This window comes from Trinickia fusca (assembly GCF_003628145.1).
Lineage (GTDB): Bacteria > Pseudomonadota > Gammaproteobacteria > Burkholderiales > Burkholderiaceae > Trinickia > Trinickia fusca.
Genome location: NZ_RBZV01000007.1, coordinates 260,052 through 279,336 on the forward strand (window position 1 = coordinate 260,052; position 19,285 = coordinate 279,336).

Annotated in this window: 15 protein-coding genes; 10 read left to right on the plus strand and 5 right to left on the minus strand. The window is 61.6% G+C overall.

The features are described from left to right. Window positions 1–11: 11 nt before the first annotated feature. Complete coding sequence (locus D7S89_RS17905; protein ID WP_147426703.1) at window positions 12–1,145, minus strand: hypothetical protein; 1,134 nt, start codon at window positions 1,143–1,145, stop codon at window positions 12–14. A gap of 388 nt (window positions 1,146–1,533) precedes the next feature. On the opposite strand from D7S89_RS17905, the gene D7S89_RS17910 reads away from it, so the two are divergent. Genes D7S89_RS17910 through D7S89_RS17935 form a run of 6 tightly spaced genes read left to right on the plus strand, consistent with a single transcriptional unit; the run spans window position 1,534 to window position 10,300 of the window. Further along, window positions 1,534–5,295, plus strand: a complete 3,762-nt coding sequence (locus D7S89_RS17910) for a nitrate reductase subunit alpha (RefSeq protein WP_121279394.1) — start codon at window positions 1,534–1,536, stop codon at window positions 5,293–5,295. Next, complete coding sequence (gene narH, locus D7S89_RS17915) at window positions 5,292–6,818, plus strand: nitrate reductase subunit beta (RefSeq protein WP_121279396.1); 1,527 nt, start codon at window positions 5,292–5,294, stop codon at window positions 6,816–6,818. Before D7S89_RS17910 ends, narH begins: the two co-directional genes overlap by 4 nt. Further along, the gene (narJ, locus tag D7S89_RS17920) at window positions 6,819–7,517 is read left to right on the plus strand and encodes a nitrate reductase molybdenum cofactor assembly chaperone (RefSeq protein ID WP_121279398.1); all 699 of its coding nucleotides are present in this window, start codon (window positions 6,819–6,821) and stop codon (window positions 7,515–7,517) included. Window positions 7,518–7,543: 26 nt separating this feature from the next. Further along, window positions 7,544–8,227 (plus strand): respiratory nitrate reductase subunit gamma, encoded by a 684-nt coding sequence (gene narI / locus D7S89_RS17925; protein ID WP_121279400.1) that lies wholly within the window; start codon window positions 7,544–7,546, stop codon window positions 8,225–8,227. Window positions 8,228–8,236: 9 nt separating this feature from the next. Continuing rightward, a complete protein-coding gene (locus tag D7S89_RS17930) occupies window positions 8,237–9,022 on the plus strand; it encodes a peptidylprolyl isomerase (protein ID WP_121279402.1) in 786 nt (261 codons plus the stop codon). Between the two features lie 15 nt (window positions 9,023–9,037). After that, window positions 9,038–10,300, plus strand: coding sequence for an MFS transporter (locus tag D7S89_RS17935; protein WP_121279404.1), 1,263 nt, complete (start codon window positions 9,038–9,040; stop codon window positions 10,298–10,300). Window positions 10,301–10,335: 35 nt separating this feature from the next. Here D7S89_RS17935 and D7S89_RS17940 read toward each other — a convergent pair whose 3' ends face one another. Beyond that, window positions 10,336–10,533: a hypothetical protein gene (locus D7S89_RS17940; RefSeq protein WP_121279406.1), complete on the minus strand. Its 198-nt coding sequence runs from the start codon at window positions 10,531–10,533 to the stop codon at window positions 10,336–10,338. Between the two features lie 273 nt (window positions 10,534–10,806). Between D7S89_RS17940 and D7S89_RS17945 the strand changes: the two genes are divergently transcribed. Further along, window positions 10,807–12,000 carry an NnrS family protein gene (locus D7S89_RS17945; RefSeq protein WP_121279504.1) on the plus strand — a complete coding sequence of 398 codons (1,194 nt, stop codon included), beginning with the start codon at window positions 10,807–10,809 and terminating at the stop codon, window positions 11,998–12,000. 83 nt (window positions 12,001–12,083) lie between these two features. Further along, window positions 12,084–12,278 (plus strand): hypothetical protein, encoded by a 195-nt coding sequence (locus D7S89_RS17950; protein ID WP_147426704.1) that lies wholly within the window; start codon window positions 12,084–12,086, stop codon window positions 12,276–12,278. Window positions 12,279–12,364: 86 nt separating this feature from the next. On the opposite strand, the gene D7S89_RS17955 is transcribed toward D7S89_RS17950, so the two are convergent. The 3 genes from D7S89_RS17955 to D7S89_RS17965 form a co-directional block, all read right to left on the minus strand. Continuing rightward, window positions 12,365–13,024: a methyltransferase family protein gene (locus tag D7S89_RS17955; protein ID WP_121279410.1), complete on the minus strand. Its 660-nt coding sequence runs from the start codon at window positions 13,022–13,024 to the stop codon at window positions 12,365–12,367. Window positions 13,025–13,075: 51 nt separating this feature from the next. Continuing rightward, window positions 13,076–14,581: a type I glutamate--ammonia ligase gene (gene glnA, locus D7S89_RS17960; RefSeq protein WP_121279412.1), complete on the minus strand. Its 1,506-nt coding sequence runs from the start codon at window positions 14,579–14,581 to the stop codon at window positions 13,076–13,078. Between the two features lie 92 nt (window positions 14,582–14,673). Next, window positions 14,674–14,877 (minus strand): hypothetical protein, encoded by a 204-nt coding sequence (locus D7S89_RS17965; protein WP_121279414.1) that lies wholly within the window; start codon window positions 14,875–14,877, stop codon window positions 14,674–14,676. A 941-nt stretch (window positions 14,878–15,818) separates the two neighbouring features. Between D7S89_RS17965 and D7S89_RS17970 the strand changes: the two genes are divergently transcribed. After that, window positions 15,819–16,241 (plus strand): hypothetical protein, encoded by a 423-nt coding sequence (locus D7S89_RS17970; protein WP_121279416.1) that lies wholly within the window; start codon window positions 15,819–15,821, stop codon window positions 16,239–16,241. A gap of 2 nt (window positions 16,242–16,243) precedes the next feature. Next, on the plus strand, window positions 16,244–19,285 hold a 3,042-nt coding region (locus D7S89_RS17975), incomplete at its 3' end, for a calcium-binding protein (protein WP_281273147.1).

Below are 19,285 nucleotides of genomic sequence, written 5' to 3' on the forward strand. Positions count from 1 at the left end.
CGGGCACGCGCTCATTCACCCATTCGCCGAAACACATCGCCCACGTCTCCTGCATCGACGACGGCAGCCCATCCCAAACGATCGAAATGGGCGATCAATACGATGTCGCCAGCGCTGCGAGTCAACGAGACGACCTGTCCAGAGAAGTCCACGCTGAGCATCACGCTCGCAGGCGGCTCGTCGCATGCTGCTCCGACGATCTCGAATGCATTGCCCGCCACATCCATGGCCTCGACACTGCAAACCGGCTTGCTGACGGAGAAGCGGTTCGTTACACGTCCTGACGCGTCCACCGACGCCGCCGTCAATTTCCCCGAGTCCAAAGCAAGGTAATGCGTGCTGCCATCGGCCCCGAACGCGGCGATGGGGGATTCGACGCCTGGCTCGTCCGGGTGGGCCGACCAGATATACCTTCGCTTCGCGAGGTCGATTTTGGAAACCGCATAACCGCAGCACGCTGCGGGTGTGGGTGCGGGGCCATTAGGGCGAAACGGTCCGGCTACACGCAAGTAGCGGCCGTCGAAGCGCGCGACGGACGACGGCGCGAACGCGCCGGTCGGCAGCTTCACCAAGTTGGTCTGCGCCAAGTCCGAATCGAATTGCGCCATGAACGTGCTGTACGTCCCGCTGCGATCGGGCGAATCGCTGTCGCCCCCGACGACGGAGATGCGCTCGGCGCTTACGTCGAGCAGGTAGGACCATTCGTCGAACCCCGCATCGATGCGCTGTCGTCTGACCAACTTACCGTCGGCGTCGAGCTTATGGATGAACAGCACGCTTTGACTTGGCGTCACCGCCGTACTCGTGCTTTCTTCGGTGACGACGTAGTAAGACGATCCGCTGCCGGCACAGGAGCGTGCTTCGTTCGTGACGAACGACTCCGCGGGAGGAATGGTGCTGCGCCACACGACTTGTCGCTTGTTGGTGTCGACCAGCATGGCCAGCGCCGTCGCCGAGCCGGCCTCCGCAACGACCTCGCCGCTGATGCAATACGCGCCTGCCTTGATCGGCGTGATCGAGACGGGCACAAAGCCTCGGGGCGTCTCCAACGGGATGTCGCCGGGTAAAGTCGCGCCGATCGCGCCGGCGGCGGCGAAGCTGGAGAACAGGCTGAACCAGGCGGAGCGTAGGCGTTTGCGTCCCATAGTTCGCGGTGACCGGTCTTGCCGCCACGCGACCGACCCGCGTTGGCGGTTGGTGCAGTTGCCCGCGAGGCGTACGGAGGCGAAAGCGGCGCACGTGCCCGTCATGGCGCCGGATCAATATCCAAGCGTAGATGATCGCCTGAACTTCCGCGAGTCGCGCCGGCATGGGCCGATTGCTCCGGCCCGACGTACCGAGGTATCGACTGAGGAAATCGAGCCCGACCCTTCTGTATGACCTAGGTCAAGTCGTGCAATGGCGAATCCCGAATAATGCAATTTGCATAAAAGATGATGCGGATTGATGCTCGGAGCGGCGTAATCGTTACAAGGCGAAGACGGTCTCCTAAATTGATCCAGTGTCTGTCGGAAGACTCGAAACGAGATCCCCATGAGCCATTTCCTCGACCGGTTGCGCTATTTCTCGACCACAAGAACTCAGTTCTCCGAAGGACATGGCGTCGTGTCCGACGAAGATCGTAAATGGGAAGACGGCTATCGCAAGCGATGGCAGCACGACAAGATCGTTCGGTCTACGCATGGCGTGAACTGCACGGGTTCCTGCTCGTGGAAGGTCTATGTGAAAGGCGGCATCGTCACGTGGGAAACCCAGCAGACCGACTATCCGCGCACACGTGCGGACATGCCGAACCATGAGCCGCGCGGCTGTTCGCGCGGCGCGTCGTACTCCTGGTATCTCTATAGCGCCAACCGTCTCAAGTACCCGCTCGTGCGCAGCGCGCTCGTGAAGCTGTGGCGCGAGCGCCGGCAAACGCTCGCACCGGTCGATGCCTGGCGCTCGATCGTCGAGGATGACGACGCCCGCCGCTCGTACCAGAGCCGGCGCGGGTTGGGTGGGTTCGTGCGCGCGACCTGGAACGAGGTCAATGAGATCGTCGCCGCGGCCAACGTGTACACGGTGAAGCACTACGGTCCAGACCGCGTCGTCGGCTTCTCGCCGATTCCGGCGATGTCGATGGTGTCGTACGCCGCTGGCTCGCGCTATCTGTCGTTGATTGGCGGCGTGTGCCTGAGCTTTTACGACTGGTACTGCGACCTGCCGCCCGCGTCGCCGCAGACCTGGGGCGAGCAGACCGACGTGCCCGAATCGGCCGACTGGTACAACTCGACGTTCATCATGATGTGGGGCTCCAATGTCCCGCAGACCCGCACGCCGGACGCGCACTTCCTCGTCGAGGCGCGCTATCGCGGCACGAAGGTCGTGTCGGTGTTTCCGGATTATTCCGAGGGGGCGAAGTTCGGCGATCTCTGGCTGCATCCGAAGCAGGGCACCGATGCGGCGCTCGCGCTCGCGATGGGGCACGTGATCCTCAAGGAATTCCACCTCGCGGGCAAGAGCGACTACTTCATCGATTACTGCAAGCGCTACACGGATATGCCGTGCCTCGTACGGCTGGTGCGGCACGGCGACGGTTATGTGCCGGAGCGGATCGTGCGCGCATCGGATTTCGACGACATGCTCGGCGAGCGCGCGAATCCGGAGTGGAAGTCGGTGATGATCGACGATACGGCGGGGGCGTTCGTCGTGCCGCTCGGTTCCGTTGGCTTCCGCTGGGGGCAGCAGGACGAGGCGGACAAGGGCAAGTGGAACCTGCGGTCCGAGTCGTCGAACGGCACAGCGCTGTCGCCAAGGCTATCGTGCGCGGCCGCCCATGACGACGTCGTCGACGTGCTGTTCCCGTATTTCGGCAACCAGCCGCACGCGCATTTCAATCACACGTCGCACGGTTCGGAACTGTCGCGCAGGATCGGCGTGCGCCGCGTCGCGACGCGCGATGGCGAGATGCTGGTCGCGACCGTGTATGACCTGTTCGTCGCGAACTACGGGCTCGACCAGGGGCTCGGCGGGCGCGACGTCGCGATGAGCTACGACGACGACCTGCCCTATACGCCTGCCTGGCAGGAAGCGATCACCGGCGTGAAACGGGCCGATGTGATCACGGTCGCGCGGCAGTTCGCGGAGAACGCGCACAAGACGCAGGGCAAGTCGATGGTGATCATGGGTGCCGGGATCAATCACTGGTTCCACATGGACATGTCCTACCGCGCGATCATCAACATGTTGATCATGTGCGGTTGTGTCGGCAAGTCGGGCGGCGGCTGGTCGCATTACGTCGGGCAGGAGAAACTGCGGCCTCAGACGGGCTGGACCGCACTCGCGTTCGCGCTCGACTGGAACCGTCCGCCGCGCCAGATGAATGCAACGTCGTTCTTCTACGCGCACACCGATCAGTGGCGCTACGACCCGATGGACCCGACGGCGCTACTGTCGCCGCTCGCGGACAAGACGCAGTTCCACGGTTCGCCGATCGACTACAACGTCCGCGCGGAGCGCATGGGCTGGTTGCCGTCCGCGCCACAGCTCGGCGAGAACCCGTTGCGGGTCGGCGCGAGCCTCGCCGAGCCGTCGCAAGTCGGTGCTGAAGTGGCGAAGGGGCTTGCATCGGGCGCATTGACGATGGCGTGCGAAGACCCCGACGCACCGGAGAACTTTCCGCGCAACCTGTTCGTCTGGCGCTCGAACCTGCTCGGCTCATCCGGGAAGGGCCACGAATATTTCCTCAAGCACTTGCTCGGCACGACGCACGGCGTGCAGGGCGACGATCTCGGCGCGACGGGTGGCCCGCGTCCCGAAGAAGTGAGGTGGCACGACGAGGCGCCGCGCGGCAAGCTCGACCTGCTCGTCACGCTCGATTTCCGGATGTCGACGACCTGCATGTACTCGGACGTCGTGCTGCCGACCGCAACGTGGTACGAGAAGGACGACATGAACACGTCCGACATGCACCCGTTCATCCATCCGTTGTCGGCGGCCGTCGACCCGGCTTGGCAATCGAAGAGCGACTGGGAGATCTTCAAGGGCATCGCGAAGCGCTTCTCCGAGTTGACCGAGGGGCACCTGGGCGTCGAACGTGACGTCGTGCTCACCCCGATCGCGCACGACACGCCGGGCGAGCTCGCGCAGCCGTTCGACGTGCGCGATTGGAAGCGCGGCGAGTGTGAAGCGATTGCTGGCCGCACGATGCCGTCGGTCATGGTCGTCGAGCGGGACTATCCGAATACGTACCGGCGTTTCACCTCGCTTGGGCCGTTGATGGATCGGCTCGGCAACGGCGGCAAGGGGATCGGCTGGGATACGAAGGACGAGGTGAAGCTGCTTGGCGAGCTCAACTATCGCGTGACCGATGCGGGCGCGACGCAGGGCCGTCCGCGCATCGATACCGCGCTCGACGCGGCCGAGGTGATTCTGTCGCTCGCCCCCGAAACCAATGGCGAAGTTGCGGTCAAGGCTTGGCGTGCGCTGTCGGCAGTGACAGGCATCGACCATACCCATCTGGCCGCTGCGCGTGCCGACGAGAAAATCCGCTTCCGCGATATCCAGGCACAGCCGCGCAAGATCATTTCGTCGCCGACCTGGAGCGGCATCGAGTCGGAGCACGTGTCGTACAACGCGGGCTACGTCAACATCCACGAGCTGATCCCATGGCGCACGCTGACCGGACGCCAGCAGCTCTATCAGGATCATTCGTGGATGCGCGCGTTCGGCGAATCGCTGTGCGTCTACAAGCCGCCCGTCGATACCGGCAGCTATGCGCACATGCTCGGCAAGCGTTCGAACGGCAACCGGGAACGCGTGCTCAACTTCATCACGCCGCACCAGAAGTGGGGCATTCACAGCACGTACACGGACAACCTGCTCATGCTGACGCTGTCGCGCGGTGGGCCGATCGTGTGGATGTCGGAAGATGACGCGAAGGCCATTGATGTGGCCGACAACGACTGGATCGAGTGCTACAACTCGAACGGCGCGTTGTGTGCCCGGGCGGTCGTGAGTCAGCGGATACCGGCCGGGATGGTGATGATGTACCACGCGCAGGAAAAGATCGTGAACACGCCGGGCTCGGAAATCACCGGCACACGCGGGGGCATCCACAACTCGGTGACGCGCGTCGCGCTCAAGCCGACGCACATGATCGGCGGCTATGCCCAGCTGTCCTACGGCTTCAACTACTACGGGACGGTGGGATCGAACCGCGACGAGTTCCTCATCGTGCGCAAGATGAACAAGATCGATTGGCTCGACGGCGAGACCGCCGATGCTGGCGCCGGAACGCAGGAGGAAACGTCATGAAGGTACGTGCGCAGATCGCGATGGTGCTGAACCTCGACAAGTGCATCGGCTGCCATACCTGCTCGGTGACGTGCAAGAACGTCTGGACGAGTCGCGAGGGGATGGAATACGCGTGGTTCAACAACGTCGAGACGAAGCCGGGCATCGGCTATCCCAAGGACTGGGAGAACCAGGCGCGCTGGCGCGGCGGCTGGAAGCGCCGCGCAGACGGCAAGATCGAGCCGCGCCTCGGCGGCAAGTGGCGGCTGCTTGCCCAGATCTTTGCGAATCCCCATCTGCCCGAAATCGACGATTACTACGAGCCGTTTACGTTCGATTACGCGCATCTGCAGGAAGCGGGAGACGCGCGTGCGATGCCGGTCGCGCGACCGCACTCGCTCATCAGCGGCCAGCGGCTCGAGAAGATCGAGTGGGGGCCGAACTGGGAGGAGATCCTCGGCGGCGAGTTCGAGAAGCGCGCGAAGGACTATAACTTCGAGGCGGTGCAGAAGGAGATCTACGGACAGTTCGAGAACACCTTCATGATGTACCTGCCGCGTCTTTGCGAGCATTGCCTGAATCCGGCATGCGTCGCTGCGTGCCCGTCCGGCTCGATCTACAAGCGCGAGGAGGACGGCATCGTGCTGATCGACCAGGACAAGTGTCGTGGCTGGCGGATGTGCGTGTCGGGCTGTCCGTACAAGAAGATCTACTACAACTGGCAGAGCGGGAAGGCGGAGAAGTGCATCTTCTGCTATCCGCGCATCGAGGCCGGTCAGCCGACGGTGTGCTCGGAGACCTGCGTCGGGCGCATCCGCTATCTGGGCGTGCTGTTGTACGACGCGGACCGGATCAGCGAAGCGGCCAGCGTCGAGAAGGAAGGCGACTTGTATGAGGCGCAGCTCTCGCTGTTCCTCGACCCGAACGATCCCGAAGTCATCGCGCAGGCCGAGCGCGATGGTGTGCCGGCCGCCTGGCTCGACGCGGCGCGACGCTCTCCCACGTACAAAATGGCAATCGACTGGAAGATCGCATTCCCGCTGCATCCGGAGTACCGGACGCTGCCGATGGTCTGGTACGTGCCGCCGCTCTCGCCGATCAATTCCGCCGCGAACAGCGGTGCGTTAGGCATGAACGGCTATTTGCCGGATGTCGAGTCGCTGCGGATCCCGCTGCGTTATCTCGCGAACCTGCTGACGGCTGGCGACGAGGCGCCGGTGAAGCTCGCGCTACAACGGCTGCTTGCCATGCGCGGGTTTATGCGTGCGCGTCACGTCGATGGCGTCGACGCACCGGGTGTGTTGAACCAAGTCGGCTTGTCGCTCGGGCAGGTCGAGGAGATGTACCGGTATCTCGCGATCGCGAATTACGAAGACCGTTTCGTGATCCCCTCGACGCACCGCGAATACGCCGAGGATGCCTACGATCTGCGCGCGTCGTGCGGGTTTTCGTTCGGTAATGGCTGCTCGGACGGACGTTCCGGGGGGAGCCTGTTCAGCCCGAAGAAGGGCTCCAAGACGATTCCGATCCGGGAGGTAACCTGAATGAACATCACACCCGATCGGACCTTTGCGGCGCTTTCCGCGCTGCTCGACTATCCCGACCAGGCGTTGCTCGACGCGCTCGATTCGATCGAGCATCACGTGCGCGACAACACGCGTTTGCCGAAGTCGGCCCATGCCGGGCTCGAACGATTCTTCAACTACTTGCGGGAACGCGACCTGCTGACGTTGCAGGAAAACTATGTCGGCCTGTTCGATCGTGGCCGCGCGACGTCGTTGCATCTATTCGAGCACGTGCACGGTGAATCGCGCGACCGTGGCCAGGCGATGGTCGACCTGCTGCAGATGTACGAGCAGCACGGCCTGTATTTGCAGCCAGGCGAGCTGCCCGATCACCTTCCGGTGTTTCTCGAGTATCTGTCGCGTCTGCCGGCGACCGACGCGCACAGCCTGCTCGGCGAAACCGGCGAGATCCTGCGCTCGCTCGCCGAGCAGCTTACGAAGCGCGGCAGCCACTACGGCTTGGTCGTCGGCGCCCTGCTGCCACTGGCCGGCATGGAGCCGGTCGATGCACCGGTCTCGCCGGACGACGATGCCGCTAGCGAGCGGCCGAGCGGCGCCGACTACCGCGCGCTCGACGCCGCGTATGCGGACGAGCCGGTGCGCTTCGTCGGCGCGACGACGCCCGCCGAGGAAACGGTGCACTTCTACGACAAACGGCTCGCCCGCCGCCGCACGTAGCCCTATCCGTCCCAAGAGGGGAAGCCATGAACGATTACGTGCATCAATTTCTGTTCGGAATCTATCCGTACATCTGTCTCGCGGTGTTGCTGATCGGCAGCCTGATCCGGTTCGACCGTGAGCAGTACACGTGGAAGAGCGATTCGTCGCAACTCCTGCGGCACGGCGCGCTGCGACTTGGCAGCAACCTGTTCCACTGGGGCGTGCTCGTCGTCGTGCTCGGGCACTTCGCGGGCTTTCTCGCGCCGCACTGGCTGGTGTCGCCGTTTCTATCGGCGTCCGGGCATCAGCTGGTCGCGATGGTCGCGGGCGGGGCAGCCGGCGCGGTGTCGATCGTTGGCCTGACGATCCTGATCGTCAGGCGGCTCGGCGATCCGCGCATCCGCCGCAACAGTCGCCCATCCGACATTCTGATCGTCCTGATGCTATGGCTGCAGCTGGCACTCGGACTCGGTACGGTCGTGCTGTCGATGCGTCACATGGACGGCGCGCTGTTCGAGCAACTGACCGACTATGTGAAAGGCGTCGTCACGTTCCGGCCGGGCATCGCTGAGCTGCTCGTCGGCGTGCCGCTGACCTATCGGTTGCACATCCTGCTCGGGTTCACGATTTTTCTCGTGTCGCCGTTCACGCGCATGGTTCACATCTGGAGCGGCATCGCGTCGATCGCGTATGTCATCCGCCCGTATCAGCTGGTTCGCAAGCGTTGAGGGGGCGACATGGACATCGCGCATGAAAGCGTATCGGTGCCGGTCAGTGTCAACGGCGTCGCGATCGACGACGACGCGATGGCAGCCGAATGCGCGCATCACGAAGATGCACCGGATCCGTACGATGCCGCACGGCGCGCGCTCGTCGTGCGCGAGCTGCTGCGCCAGCGCGCGGTTGCGCTCGCGCTGGTTGCGGACGGCGCTCCGCTCGACGACGCATCGCTCGATACGTTGCTCGAACGTGAGCTGACGCACCTGCCCGAGCCGGGCCGTGAGGACTGCGAACGCTACTACGCCCAGCATCCGGCGCGCTTTCGGCGCAACGACATCGTCTACGCGAGTCACATCCTGTTCGCGGTGACGGACCGCGTGCCGCTCGTGCCATTGCGGCAGCACGCGGAGAGGGCGCTGGCCGGCGTGTTGGCTGCGCCGGAAACGTTCGAGTCAGTGGCACGCGCGTCGTCGAACTGTCCGTCGTCGTCGGTCGACGGCAGCCTTGGGCAACTACTGCGTGGCGACATGGTGCCGGAATTCGAAACCGCCTTATTCGAATCAGACTCGCTTGGCGTGTTGCCGCAGCTCGTGAACACGCGCTACGGCTTTCACATCGTGCGCATCGAGCGCCGCGTGCCCGGCGAAGCCGTGCCATTCGATGAGGTGGCAGAGCGGATCGCCGCATTCCTGTCTGAGCGGGTACGACGCAATGCGATGCGGCAGTACGTTGCCATTCTCGCGGGCACGGCGCGAGTCGAAGGTGTCGTGCTCGACGGCGCGAACGGACCACTTGTTCAATAAATGGGAGTGACACATATGGCGACCCGAAGTGGTATCGGTCCGCAGATGGATGCACAGGCGGTGCCATTGCGCGCATGGTCGGTGCTGGCCGCGAGCACGCTCGCGTTCATGGTGTGTTTCGTGGTCTGGATGATGTTCGGCGTGCTCGGCGTGCAGCTGCGCACCGATCTCGGCCTGAACGGCACGGAATTCGGATTGTTGACCTCCACGCCGGTATTGACGGGCGCGCTGATGCGTCTGCCGCTCGGCACCTGGACCGACCGTTTTGGCGGGCGCATCGTGATGACGATACTGCTGATCGTCTGCGCGGTGCCGGTCTATATCGTCAGCTATGCGACAGAGCTCTGGCAGTTCCTGGTGATCGGCCTCTTCCTGGGCTGCGTCGGCGCGTCGTTCGCAGTGGGCACGCCATACGTCGCACGCTTCTTTCCGCCGCAGCGGCGCGGATTTGCGATGGGGGTATTCGGCGCAGGCACGGCCGGTGCCGCGGTGAACCTGTTCGTCACGCCCTTGCTGCAAGCCGCGTATGGCTGGCGCTTCGTCCCTCGCATCTATGCGGTAGCGCTCCTGGTCACCGCAGCGATCTTCTGGCTCGCGTCGGCGCCCGATCCGGGCGCGGGCAAAGCGAATGCATCGTGGCTCGATTCATTCAAGGTGCTGCGTAATCCTCGTGTGTGGCGGCTCTGCCAGTACTACTCGATCACGTTCGGCGGCTTCACCGCGCTGTCGTTGTGGATTCCTCAGTACCTGAAGGGCGAGTACGGCATGACGCTCGTCGCGGCGTCTGCGTTCGCGGCAGGCTTCTCGCTGCCCGGTTCGGTGCTGCGTGCGGTAGGTGGCGCGCTGTCCGACCGTTTCGGCGCCCACACGGTGACATGGTGGGGGCTGTGGGTCGCGTGGATCTGCCTGTTTCTGCTGTCGTATCCGTCGACCGATTTCGCGATCCACACGATCAACGGCACGGCGACGCTGCACTTTTCGATGTCGCTCACCGGCTTCCTTGCACTCGCGTTCGTGCTCGGCGCGGTATTCGCACTCGGGATGGCATCGACCTTCAAGTACGTCGCAGACGACTTCCCGGACAACATGGGCGTCGTGACCGGTATCGTCGGTCTTGCGGGCGGCCTCGGCGGATTCTTGCTGCCGATCAGCTTCGGCATTCTGCTCGACTTGCTGCACGTGCGGACGACCTGCTTCATGTTCCTCTACGGGATCGTGTGGGTGTCGCTGATCCTGATCTACCTGTCGGAAGTACGGCGCACGCCGGTTATCGCCTAGCCGCTGCCTGGCTTCGCCGAGCGGCCGGGCCGACATCACTGCTGTCGTTCGATCGATTCAATGATCGAACGACCGCTCGGCGTCAGGTGGGCTCGCAAGTATTCCGACGTGAGCTGCTCCAGTACGACGAGCTGGCGTTCGACAAGCGCCGACAGGTCGCCGCAATCGAAGTCGGCTGGATTGGTGGTGTGCTCTATGAGCAAGAGCGCGGCAAATTCGTGTGGGCTCAACATCTTCGACTCTCCTGAACATCGGGGCGCCGGCATCGGTGGGCGGGGCGTAGCTTCGTCGTTCCCCCTGCCCGTGCCGGGCATGGATGAGTCCAAGCTAGGTATTTGAGCGTGGATTTGCGACGTGCATTTTGTCGCATGTCGCATGCGGCACTAAGTCCTATGCGTACGCACGTCTGTTGGAGGCTGACCTTGATGCAGATCATGCATCCGCGTGACGCAGCGGGGCACGATGGACCCGGACAGCACAAAGCACATCCGCTGCCGGAGAGCGACATGAAGATCAGTGAACCCTTGCAAACCCCCTCGGCCGTTGGCACCGCGCCGGTCCTGCAACTCGGCTTGCGGCCGTTCTATCTGGGTGGCGCATTGTTCGGGGGCATCGCAATCGTGGCGTGGCTGGCCGCTTGGCACGGCGTTCCGATCGCCGGACGCGCCGGGGCAATGACGGGATTGCTGTGGCACGTGCACGAGATGATCTTCGGTTTCGTGGCGGCTATCGTGGTCGGTTTTTTACTGACTGCCGTGCGGGCCTGGACTTCGCGCGAAACGCTGAGAGGCGCGCCGCTTGCCGCGCTTTGGCTATTGTGGGCGGCAGGGCGGTTGTTGGTTTGGTCCGCCCCTGAGCTGGTTGCCGCAGTAGTCGATTCGCTATTCCTGCCGGTAACGGCCGTTGTGCTGCTGCGTGCCCTGATTTCAGCCAAAAACCGGCATAACGTCTTTCTGCCTGTGGCGCTGGCATTGTTCGGCGGATTGAACGTGCTGTTCCATTGGTCCGTCATGTCAGGGCGTGTCGATCTCGCGCTGCGCACGGCGTATGCGGCCACAGGGCTGATCGTGTTCTTCGTCGCCGTGATTACAGGCCGCATCGTGCCGATGTTCACGATGAACGCGATTGCGGGCTTCACCGTTCAGCGCTTCAAGTTCGTGGAGGCAACCGCTGCCCCCGCGGTTGCGCTGACCTTATTCGCGGATGCGCTCGGGTTGCCCGGTGCCATCCTGATCGCCGCTGCCTGTGCGACCGCGCTGCTGCACGTCATTCGCATCGTCGGGTGGCGGTCATGGCGTGTGGGCAACCGGCCGATTCTGTGGGTTCTCCACGTGTCGTGCCTGTGGATTCCAGTCGGGTTCGTGATGCTTGCGCTGTCGGTCGCAGGCATGGTGCCGCATTCGCTGGCGGTACACGCACTGACGGTCGGTGCAATCGGTGGCTCGATCATCGCGATGATGACGCGGACCGCGCTTGGCCATACCGGGCGCAAGCTCGTTGCCGGACCATGGGAGCAGCTGTGCTATTGGCTGGTGCTCGGCGCGACACTCTTACGTGTGTTCGGGCCGCTTGCGCCGCGCCTACCGTATAGAATCTGGCTCGACGCGTCGGGCGCGTGCTGGATCGTGGCGTTCATCGCGTACACGATTCATTACGTTCCGTATCTGGTTTCACCCAGAGCCGACGGACGCGTGGACTGACGGGGCAGTGCGCTCATTGCACGTGACGCGGCTCCCGGTATGCCGGTAAAATGCGGCCCCTTCCGAACGAAGAGGAAAGCCTCATGCACAAGCTCGTTTTATTCGTCGCGCTCGCCGTCTCCTCGGCACTCTTCATTCCTCACGCCGCACAGGCCCAGACGCGCCTCGTCTGCAAGCACGGCTGGCATCGCGGGCATTGGGTCCGCAAATGCTGGCATGTGACGCCGCATCGTCATCACCATCATCATCATCGCCGGTCGCGGCCGGGCTACGTGTGAGTTCATGGCGACGGTCGGAGGGCCGTGTCGTCAGCCACGCCTTGCAAGCGATCCGCAAGGCTCGTGTCTTGACGCCGACCGTTCCGTCAATAGACGCCAGGAATCAGCCGCCACGTACGCGCGTAATAGGCATCGTATTCGTCTCCGAACTGCGCGCGTAACAGCGCTTCCTCAGAGCGCATGCGCGCGATGAGCGGCAGCAAGGTAATCGCCGTAAGCAACACGCCGACGACGGAACGAAAGGCTAGCGCCCATCCGAGCGAGTTGACGAGCAGCCCCAGATAGCTGGGGTTGCGGACGAACCGGTACACGCCGCTCGTGACCAACGTGTGCCCGGGCTGAATCGCGACCAGGCCGCTGAAACGGTAACCGAGCACGAAGACCGGCCAGATCCGTAGCGCGCCTCCCGCGATGAAAAGAACGACACCGACCCAGCGGATATGCTCGCCGTCGAGCGTCAACACGTCGTGCCGATCCGTCAAGGCCGGGAGATAGCCAGCCAGCAGGCCGATCAGCGCAAAGGCGGGGAGAACCCAGCGATTAGCCCTGTCCTCGCGCTCGCCGGGACTTAGATTCCCATCAGCGAACAGCGAAACCACCGTCATCGCAATGGTTGCGACCGCGACTACCGTCAGTGGCGGGTGGGAGAAAAAGGCCGCAAAACTCCCCTCGCCATAGACGGCAAGCCCGAGATAGGCAAGGGTGAGGGCGATGGCAAAGAGCGCTAAGCCGGGTGTCGTCTTCATGGGCTCCTCGCACGGGGGATTTCACTCTGCTAGCTTAGGACCACTGCGCATTCAAATATCGAAGTACAGATAGAACTCCCACGGATGCGGACGCAGCCTGATCGCATCGACTTCCCGCGTGCGCTTGTAATCGATCCATGTCTGGATCAGGTCTTCGCTGAACACCCCCCCTTTGCGCAGGAATGCGTTGTCGGCTTCGAGCGCCTGCAGCGCGGCCTCGAGCGAGCCTGGCACTTTCCTGACCTTCGCCGCTTCTTCCGGCGGCAGGTCGTAGATGTTCCGGTCGAGCGGGGCGCCAGGATCGATCTTGTTTTCGATGCCGTCGAGACCGGCCATCAGCATCGCCGCAAACGCGAGATAGGCATTGGCGGAAGGGTCGGGGCAGCGGAACTCGACACGCCGCGCATTAGGCGAATCCGAATACATCGGGATACGCGCCGCAGCAGAACGATTGCGCTGTGACATCGCGAGATTCACCGGCGCTTCATAGCCTGGCACCAGTCGCTTATACGAATTCGTCGTGGGGGCGCAGAACGCCATCAGCGCGGGCGCGTGCTGGAGCAAGCCGCCGATGTACCAGCGGCATAGGTCCGACGTCAGCGCCCAGCCACTCGCGTCGTAAAAGAGGTTGCGCTCCTCGTCCCACAGGCTTTGGTGACAGTGCATACCGCTCGCGTTGTCGGCGAAGAGCGGCTTCGGCATGAAGGTGGCGACCTTGCCGTGTCTGCGTGCGACGTTCTTGCAGATGTACTTGTAGATCATCACGTTGTCGGCCATCCGCGTGAGTGTCGCGAAACGCATGTCGATCTCGTTCTGCCCGGCAGTCGCCACTTCGTGGTGGTGCACCTCGATCTGTACGCCTGCCTGTTGCAGCGTCAGTGCGATCTCTGAACGTATTTCTTGCAGCGTGTCCTGCGGCGGCACCGGAAAATAGCCTTCCTTGTACCGCGCCTTGTAGCCGAGATTGCCGCCGCCGTATGCGCCTTCATCGCGGCCGGTGTTCCAGTCGCCTTCGGCCGATTCGACGTAGTAGTAGCCGCTATGCTGATCCTGTCCGAAACGGATCGAGTCGAAAATGAAGAATTCGAGTTCGGGGCCGAAGTAACAGGTCGTCGCGATGCCTGTCTGTTTCAAGTAAAGCTCGGCCTTCTTCGCGACATAGCGTGGATCGCGCGAGTAGGGTTGCTGCAGCACGGGATCGACGACGTCGCAGATCAGCGAGAGCGTCGGCGTGCTCAGCACCGGGTCGACGAACGCGGTGGTGGGGTCCGGCCTCAACAGCATGTCCGATTCGTGGATCTCCTGGAAGCCGCGGATCGACGAACCGTCAAAGCCGATTCCGGCTTCGAACAGGCCTTCGTGAACTTCCGGGAGCGTAATTGAGAAGTGTTGCCAGAGTCCGGGCAAGTCGGTGAACTTCAGGTCGACGATCTGGATACTGTGCTTGCGCAGCAGGTCGATTACATCGTTCGCGCTTTCGGGACGTACGACGCGATAGCTGCCCGCATCGACGGACACAGTGGGAGGCGACCCAGGGGGCTTTTGCGTATCGGGCATGGACGTTCTCCGCTTCTGGCCCTTTGCCTATAGCCCAACCTTAGTACGTCCGTGCGCGAAAACAAGGTGGGTCTGCACGCACAAGCGATCAATTATTGGTCTTCCTGCAGCGCGATCAAGCGGGCATCGCCGGCATCCTTTGCGGCGGCAGGCGTGCTATACGATTCTTCCGACACGAACGCGCGTTTGACGTTCTGCGCGTCGAAGTCGACGAGTGTGATGACCCAGACATACGAGCCGGCACGTTCGGCGGTTTGCACGAAAGCGCGTACGTTGCCGGTGGTTTCTGCATTCATGGTGATCTCCTGAGATCAGGTGGATAGCTCGGTGAGTTTGGCTCGCAGCACCGGGTGACGCTGACATTCTGCGTACGAATTGGGGGGATTCGGATGCGGCCGGAATGCTGCGTGCGGGGGCGGGTTAGACATTGAAGCCCGAGGTTGAAGGGCTTCGGCTAGAGCGGCGCATGTGTCATTGCGCTTCTCCAATATAGACCGGAAGCGAACGCATGTCCGCCGTGGCGCGAACCATCCGGTAGACGCGTTTCTTTCGAGCATGCGGCGGACAGTCGCCGACACATCGATGAGCAGATTGGCAGGTTCGCGGCCGTGCCGATTACAAACAATGAATTTATCTTTCGAGTCAGCAACTTAACGCCACTTCAGCGAAGAGCTTGCAAATTATGCTCGCCTCAATGTCATCTCAATGAGCGCCGCTTAAAGCAAGCCGCGGCGATCTATCAAATTGTTTTGGGGCTTCCTGACTCGCGCGACCTTGATGCATTTCCGGTGTATGGGCTGCAATGGTGTTCGACGCGACATGCCAATTGGCACTTCACTTTCGTGTGAAGAATGGTGTATTCTGCGCAAGCAAAATAATGAAAAAAGGTAGAAATGGGCTAATGCTGAAGGGTGTCTTTGCCTTCACGTGTTTTGTCACGCCCATACATACCGAAAACGAATCTAAAACGTCTCGAGGTCGTATGAAGCTGCATGCCGAAATCAGGGTTGTCGGGGGCTGCAATACCTGTCGCGTAGCCGCAAGCCAGCCGCGCGCGATGTTCTACCTATCAAGGCACTGTCTTAAACGAAGCACTATCGACCGATAGAGCGCTCTACTTTTCTGAATTGCCAATGCTGCGTGGCCGAGGTGGCCGAGCGCGGCGATTCGTCGCGTCCAACTGGACTGCGTCTCGTCAATTTTTGACAAAAATTTGCGTCTGCGTAAGGGGATTTAAATGTCGTATGTGCTAGAGAAAATTGATGGCGAGGCGAGAAAGCGAGTTGACGCCGACGTGGGGCCTGATTTGGCTCGCATCATGGATAAGCGGCATTTTTGGGAGTCGGGTGGGGGCGAATTGTTTGAGAACTACTGGGCTATAGATCGAGAGAGCGGGAACTACTTGATGCTGTCGCCGAGATTTTTCCTTCGTTTGCCGGGAAGTCTGTATTTTTTCTTTTTCCGATCGAGGATGTATAGATTTCGCGTGCAAGGCAGCTTTGACGCAATGGTGGATTTCTACGCCGGGGAGAAGCCTCCTAGGGAAGAGTACGAGGAGTTCAAGCAAGAGCTGACGAAGGCGTTTGCGGTACATGGCGAGTTCGGCGTGTCGAACCTTGGCTACGTGCCGTTGGTTCCGGCTTTTCCCGCGGAGGTCTGAGCATGGCACTCAATCTAATGTCTGCCCAACTCGCGCTTCGGGGCATGATCAGCAGCGGAAGTCTCTCCGTTTCAGGTCTTTTCGATTTGGCATCGCAGGTCGATGCTCGGGTCCAGAAGGTAGCTCCGGGAAGTACATTTCTACTTTATAGCGGGGGAGCCGATGCGGCGGCGATCTCGGCGAATCTCGCTTCTACGGCTCTTGATGTATATGACCTTGGCAGTACCGCGGCGGGCCAGTTCGTGGATAGCCGGCAGTTTGCCGATGCTTTGAAAGACGCTATCGCAAAAGAGCAGTTCAACACTACGTATGGAAATGCGACTACCGTTGAGCAGACGTCCATCAAGGCTAGTGCCGATCGATATATTTACGGCATAGATTCCACGGGCGCCCGCGTAAGCAATACATCGCTTTTCGACGTAGTCTCGCACTCATACGTCATGGAGAACGACGGCAATTGGCGCATCATAGCCGTCGGCAATGTGGACCCGAGCAGTGTCGCAATGCAGACAGAATTGCCCGCGTTGCTCAGTAAGCCCGGCGATTTTCTCATCAACGGAGAATCCAGAACTGTCCTGGCGCAAGCTGGCTCGTTGGCCGAGCAGGTCAACATGGCGATCGCGCAGTCGGCGGCGATTTCGGAGGCGAGTCTCGTCAGCCCAAGCAGTGCTGGTGAATTCCTGTCGATGACTACACAAAAGGCGCTGCAAATCTTGGCAGCGCCAGAGAGCGCGGCGCTGCTTGAAAGTGCGTCGGCGACGCTCAGCAGGCTGGGATGGGCCGGAATGTTGTTGTCCGCAGCCATTGTGTCGCAGGAAGCGAACGCCGCTTACGCGAGTGGCGATAGCGCTAAGGGAAATGCCCTTATCGGGAATTGGGTGGCCCAGCTTGCCGCAGGTTGGGCGGGCGCGACCCTCGCTTCGGAAATCGTGGGCTCGGCCCTGTTGCCTCTGTATCTGACTGGCCCCGCAGGTGCGGTCATTGCAGGGGGACTCACGCTGCTGGCCGGGCTCGCGGGCGGTATTCTCGGGTCGTTGGGCGCTGGCGCGTTGCTATCAAAAGGCGGGGCGCTAGACTCGCTGATTGGCTCGCTCCAAACCCTCTTCCATACCGCCTTGCGGCCAATGGACCCGCTGGTGCTCGACTTGAACGGCACCGGCATCAAAACGGTCGGCATCGACTCGGGCGCCCATTTCGATTACAACGGCACGGGCTTTGCCCAGCAAACCGCATGGGTCACGCGGGACGAGGGCATTCTCGTGATCGACAAGAGAGGCGATGGCAACATCACGGGCGACGAACTGATCGGCAACGCTGGCACCGACGCGACCACGGCCGCTGCTAACGGCTTCACCACGTTGGCATCGCTCGACTCGAATGGAGATGGTGTCATCGATGCGCGCGATCCTGCATTTTCGAAACTGCGTGTCTGGGTCGATGCAAACGGCGACGGAAAGTCGGAGGCGGGCGAACTGAAGACGCTCAGCGAACTGGGCATTACTTCGATCAGCCTCGCCTATACCGGTGAAAGCGTGACGGATGCCAACGGCAATAGGCATCTGGCCATCAGTTCGTTCACAACGGCGGACGGAAAGACCCATACGATGGAAGACGTCTGGCTCAACGTCGATACGGCGAGAACGATCAACACCACGCAGGTTCCGGTTACCGGCACGATTGCCGCGCTGCCAGACATAGCGGGCTTTGGCAACGTGTCCAGCCTGCATGCTGCGATGGCGCTCGATAAGACAGGGCAACTCCAATCGCTCGTTCAATCGTTCATTGCTGCGACCGACCCAAGCCAGCGTGCCCAGATCGCGACCAATTTGGTATATGCCTGGGCGGGCGTGGCCCAGAACAATCCGAACGGGCGTGACAACAACATCTATGGCCATGTCATCGATGCTCGAAAGATCGAGACCCTCGAGGCGTTTCTTGGGCAGCGCTATGCCGTTAATTACGGAGCGGGGGCCGACCCCAATCCTCGGCACGTGGACGCGGATATCTTGTCCAGCGCATTCGATGAGCTCGCGTCCTACGTGAGCGGGCAACTCCTCGCGCAAACCGAGTTGAAGGACCTCTACGGAAGCTTGCGACTATCGGTCGACGCGAACGGGAAGGTCATTTTTGACGTATCCGCGTTGATAGCTACTTTGAGTAGCGTGTATCAAAAGGATCCGATCGCTACCACGAAGGTCATTGCCGATTTGGGCAGTAGCCTGAAGTCTGATGGAGACTCGGGGAAGCAAGTCATCGCGGCATTGCATGCGCAGGGCAAGCTTGGACAGTCAGGCTTCTTAGGGCAGTTGGCCGCACTTGGCGCCAATGTTATTGCTGCCGATTCAAGCCACCTGGTCATTCGGGGTCAGGAGGGTGTTGAGAACATTCTGATCGGGACCGACAAGGCCACGCTTTACGCAAGTTCCGGTGGCGACACGTTGCTTGCCGGGAGCGGAGACGAAACACTGTATGGCGGAACAGGCAACGACACGTTCGTTCTTCAGTCGGGATTCGGCAAGGACACCGTGATCGAATCGAACAAGGTCGGGGGTTTCAATCTCGATGTTGTGCAAATCGGCAGCGGCATTTCCGCAGCACAGGCCAAAATCTATCGCGATACGTCGAATAACCTTGTGCTGGTCTTTAGTGATAGCAGTCAGCTGACCATCCAGGGCTATTTCGCTAACGCGTCCAATCAGCCGACGATCAAGTTTGCTGATGGCACCACGTGGAACTACACGACCATCACGAGCAACCTCGTGTTCGCGGACACGAGTGCGGGCGGCAATACGCTGCATGCCTTGAATGGCGTGGACAACCGGATCGTGGGTGCCGCGGGTGACACGATCTTCGGGGCCGACCATAACGACACGATCACGGTGGGCAAGAACAACACCGTGTATGCGGGCAGCGGTGCCGATACGGTGATCGTTAATGCTGGCAGCGGTCAGGTGATCCTGAACGAGAACAACACGTACAAGAGCACGAGCCAGAATCAAGATGTAGTGAAGCTCGGTGCTGGACTCTCGGCCTCGGCCACGCAG

Bases quoted from the DNA above. Each gene is read 5' to 3' on its own strand.
- D7S89_RS17905 (WP_147426703.1), bottom strand. From the start codon at position 1,145: ATGGGACGCAAACGCCTACGCTCCGCCTGGTTCAGCCTGTTCTCCAGC.
- D7S89_RS17910 (WP_121279394.1), top strand. From the start codon at position 1,534: ATGAGCCATTTCCTCGACCGGTTGCGCTATTTCTCGACCACAAGAACT.
- narH (WP_121279396.1), top strand. From the start codon at position 5,292: ATGAAGGTACGTGCGCAGATCGCGATGGTGCTGAACCTCGACAAGTGC.
- narJ (WP_121279398.1), top strand. From the start codon at position 6,819: ATGAACATCACACCCGATCGGACCTTTGCGGCGCTTTCCGCGCTGCTC.
- narI (WP_121279400.1), top strand. From the start codon at position 7,544: ATGAACGATTACGTGCATCAATTTCTGTTCGGAATCTATCCGTACATC.
- D7S89_RS17930 (WP_121279402.1), top strand. From the start codon at position 8,237: ATGGACATCGCGCATGAAAGCGTATCGGTGCCGGTCAGTGTCAACGGC.
- D7S89_RS17935 (WP_121279404.1), top strand. From the start codon at position 9,038: ATGGCGACCCGAAGTGGTATCGGTCCGCAGATGGATGCACAGGCGGTG.
- D7S89_RS17940 (WP_121279406.1), bottom strand. From the start codon at position 10,533: ATGTTGAGCCCACACGAATTTGCCGCGCTCTTGCTCATAGAGCACACC.
- D7S89_RS17945 (WP_121279504.1), top strand. From the start codon at position 10,807: ATGAAGATCAGTGAACCCTTGCAAACCCCCTCGGCCGTTGGCACCGCG.
- D7S89_RS17950 (WP_147426704.1), top strand. From the start codon at position 12,084: ATGCACAAGCTCGTTTTATTCGTCGCGCTCGCCGTCTCCTCGGCACTC.
- D7S89_RS17955 (WP_121279410.1), bottom strand. From the start codon at position 13,024: ATGAAGACGACACCCGGCTTAGCGCTCTTTGCCATCGCCCTCACCCTT.
- glnA (WP_121279412.1), bottom strand. From the start codon at position 14,581: ATGCCCGATACGCAAAAGCCCCCTGGGTCGCCTCCCACTGTGTCCGTC.
- D7S89_RS17965 (WP_121279414.1), bottom strand. From the start codon at position 14,877: ATGAATGCAGAAACCACCGGCAACGTACGCGCTTTCGTGCAAACCGCC.
- D7S89_RS17970 (WP_121279416.1), top strand. From the start codon at position 15,819: ATGTCGTATGTGCTAGAGAAAATTGATGGCGAGGCGAGAAAGCGAGTT.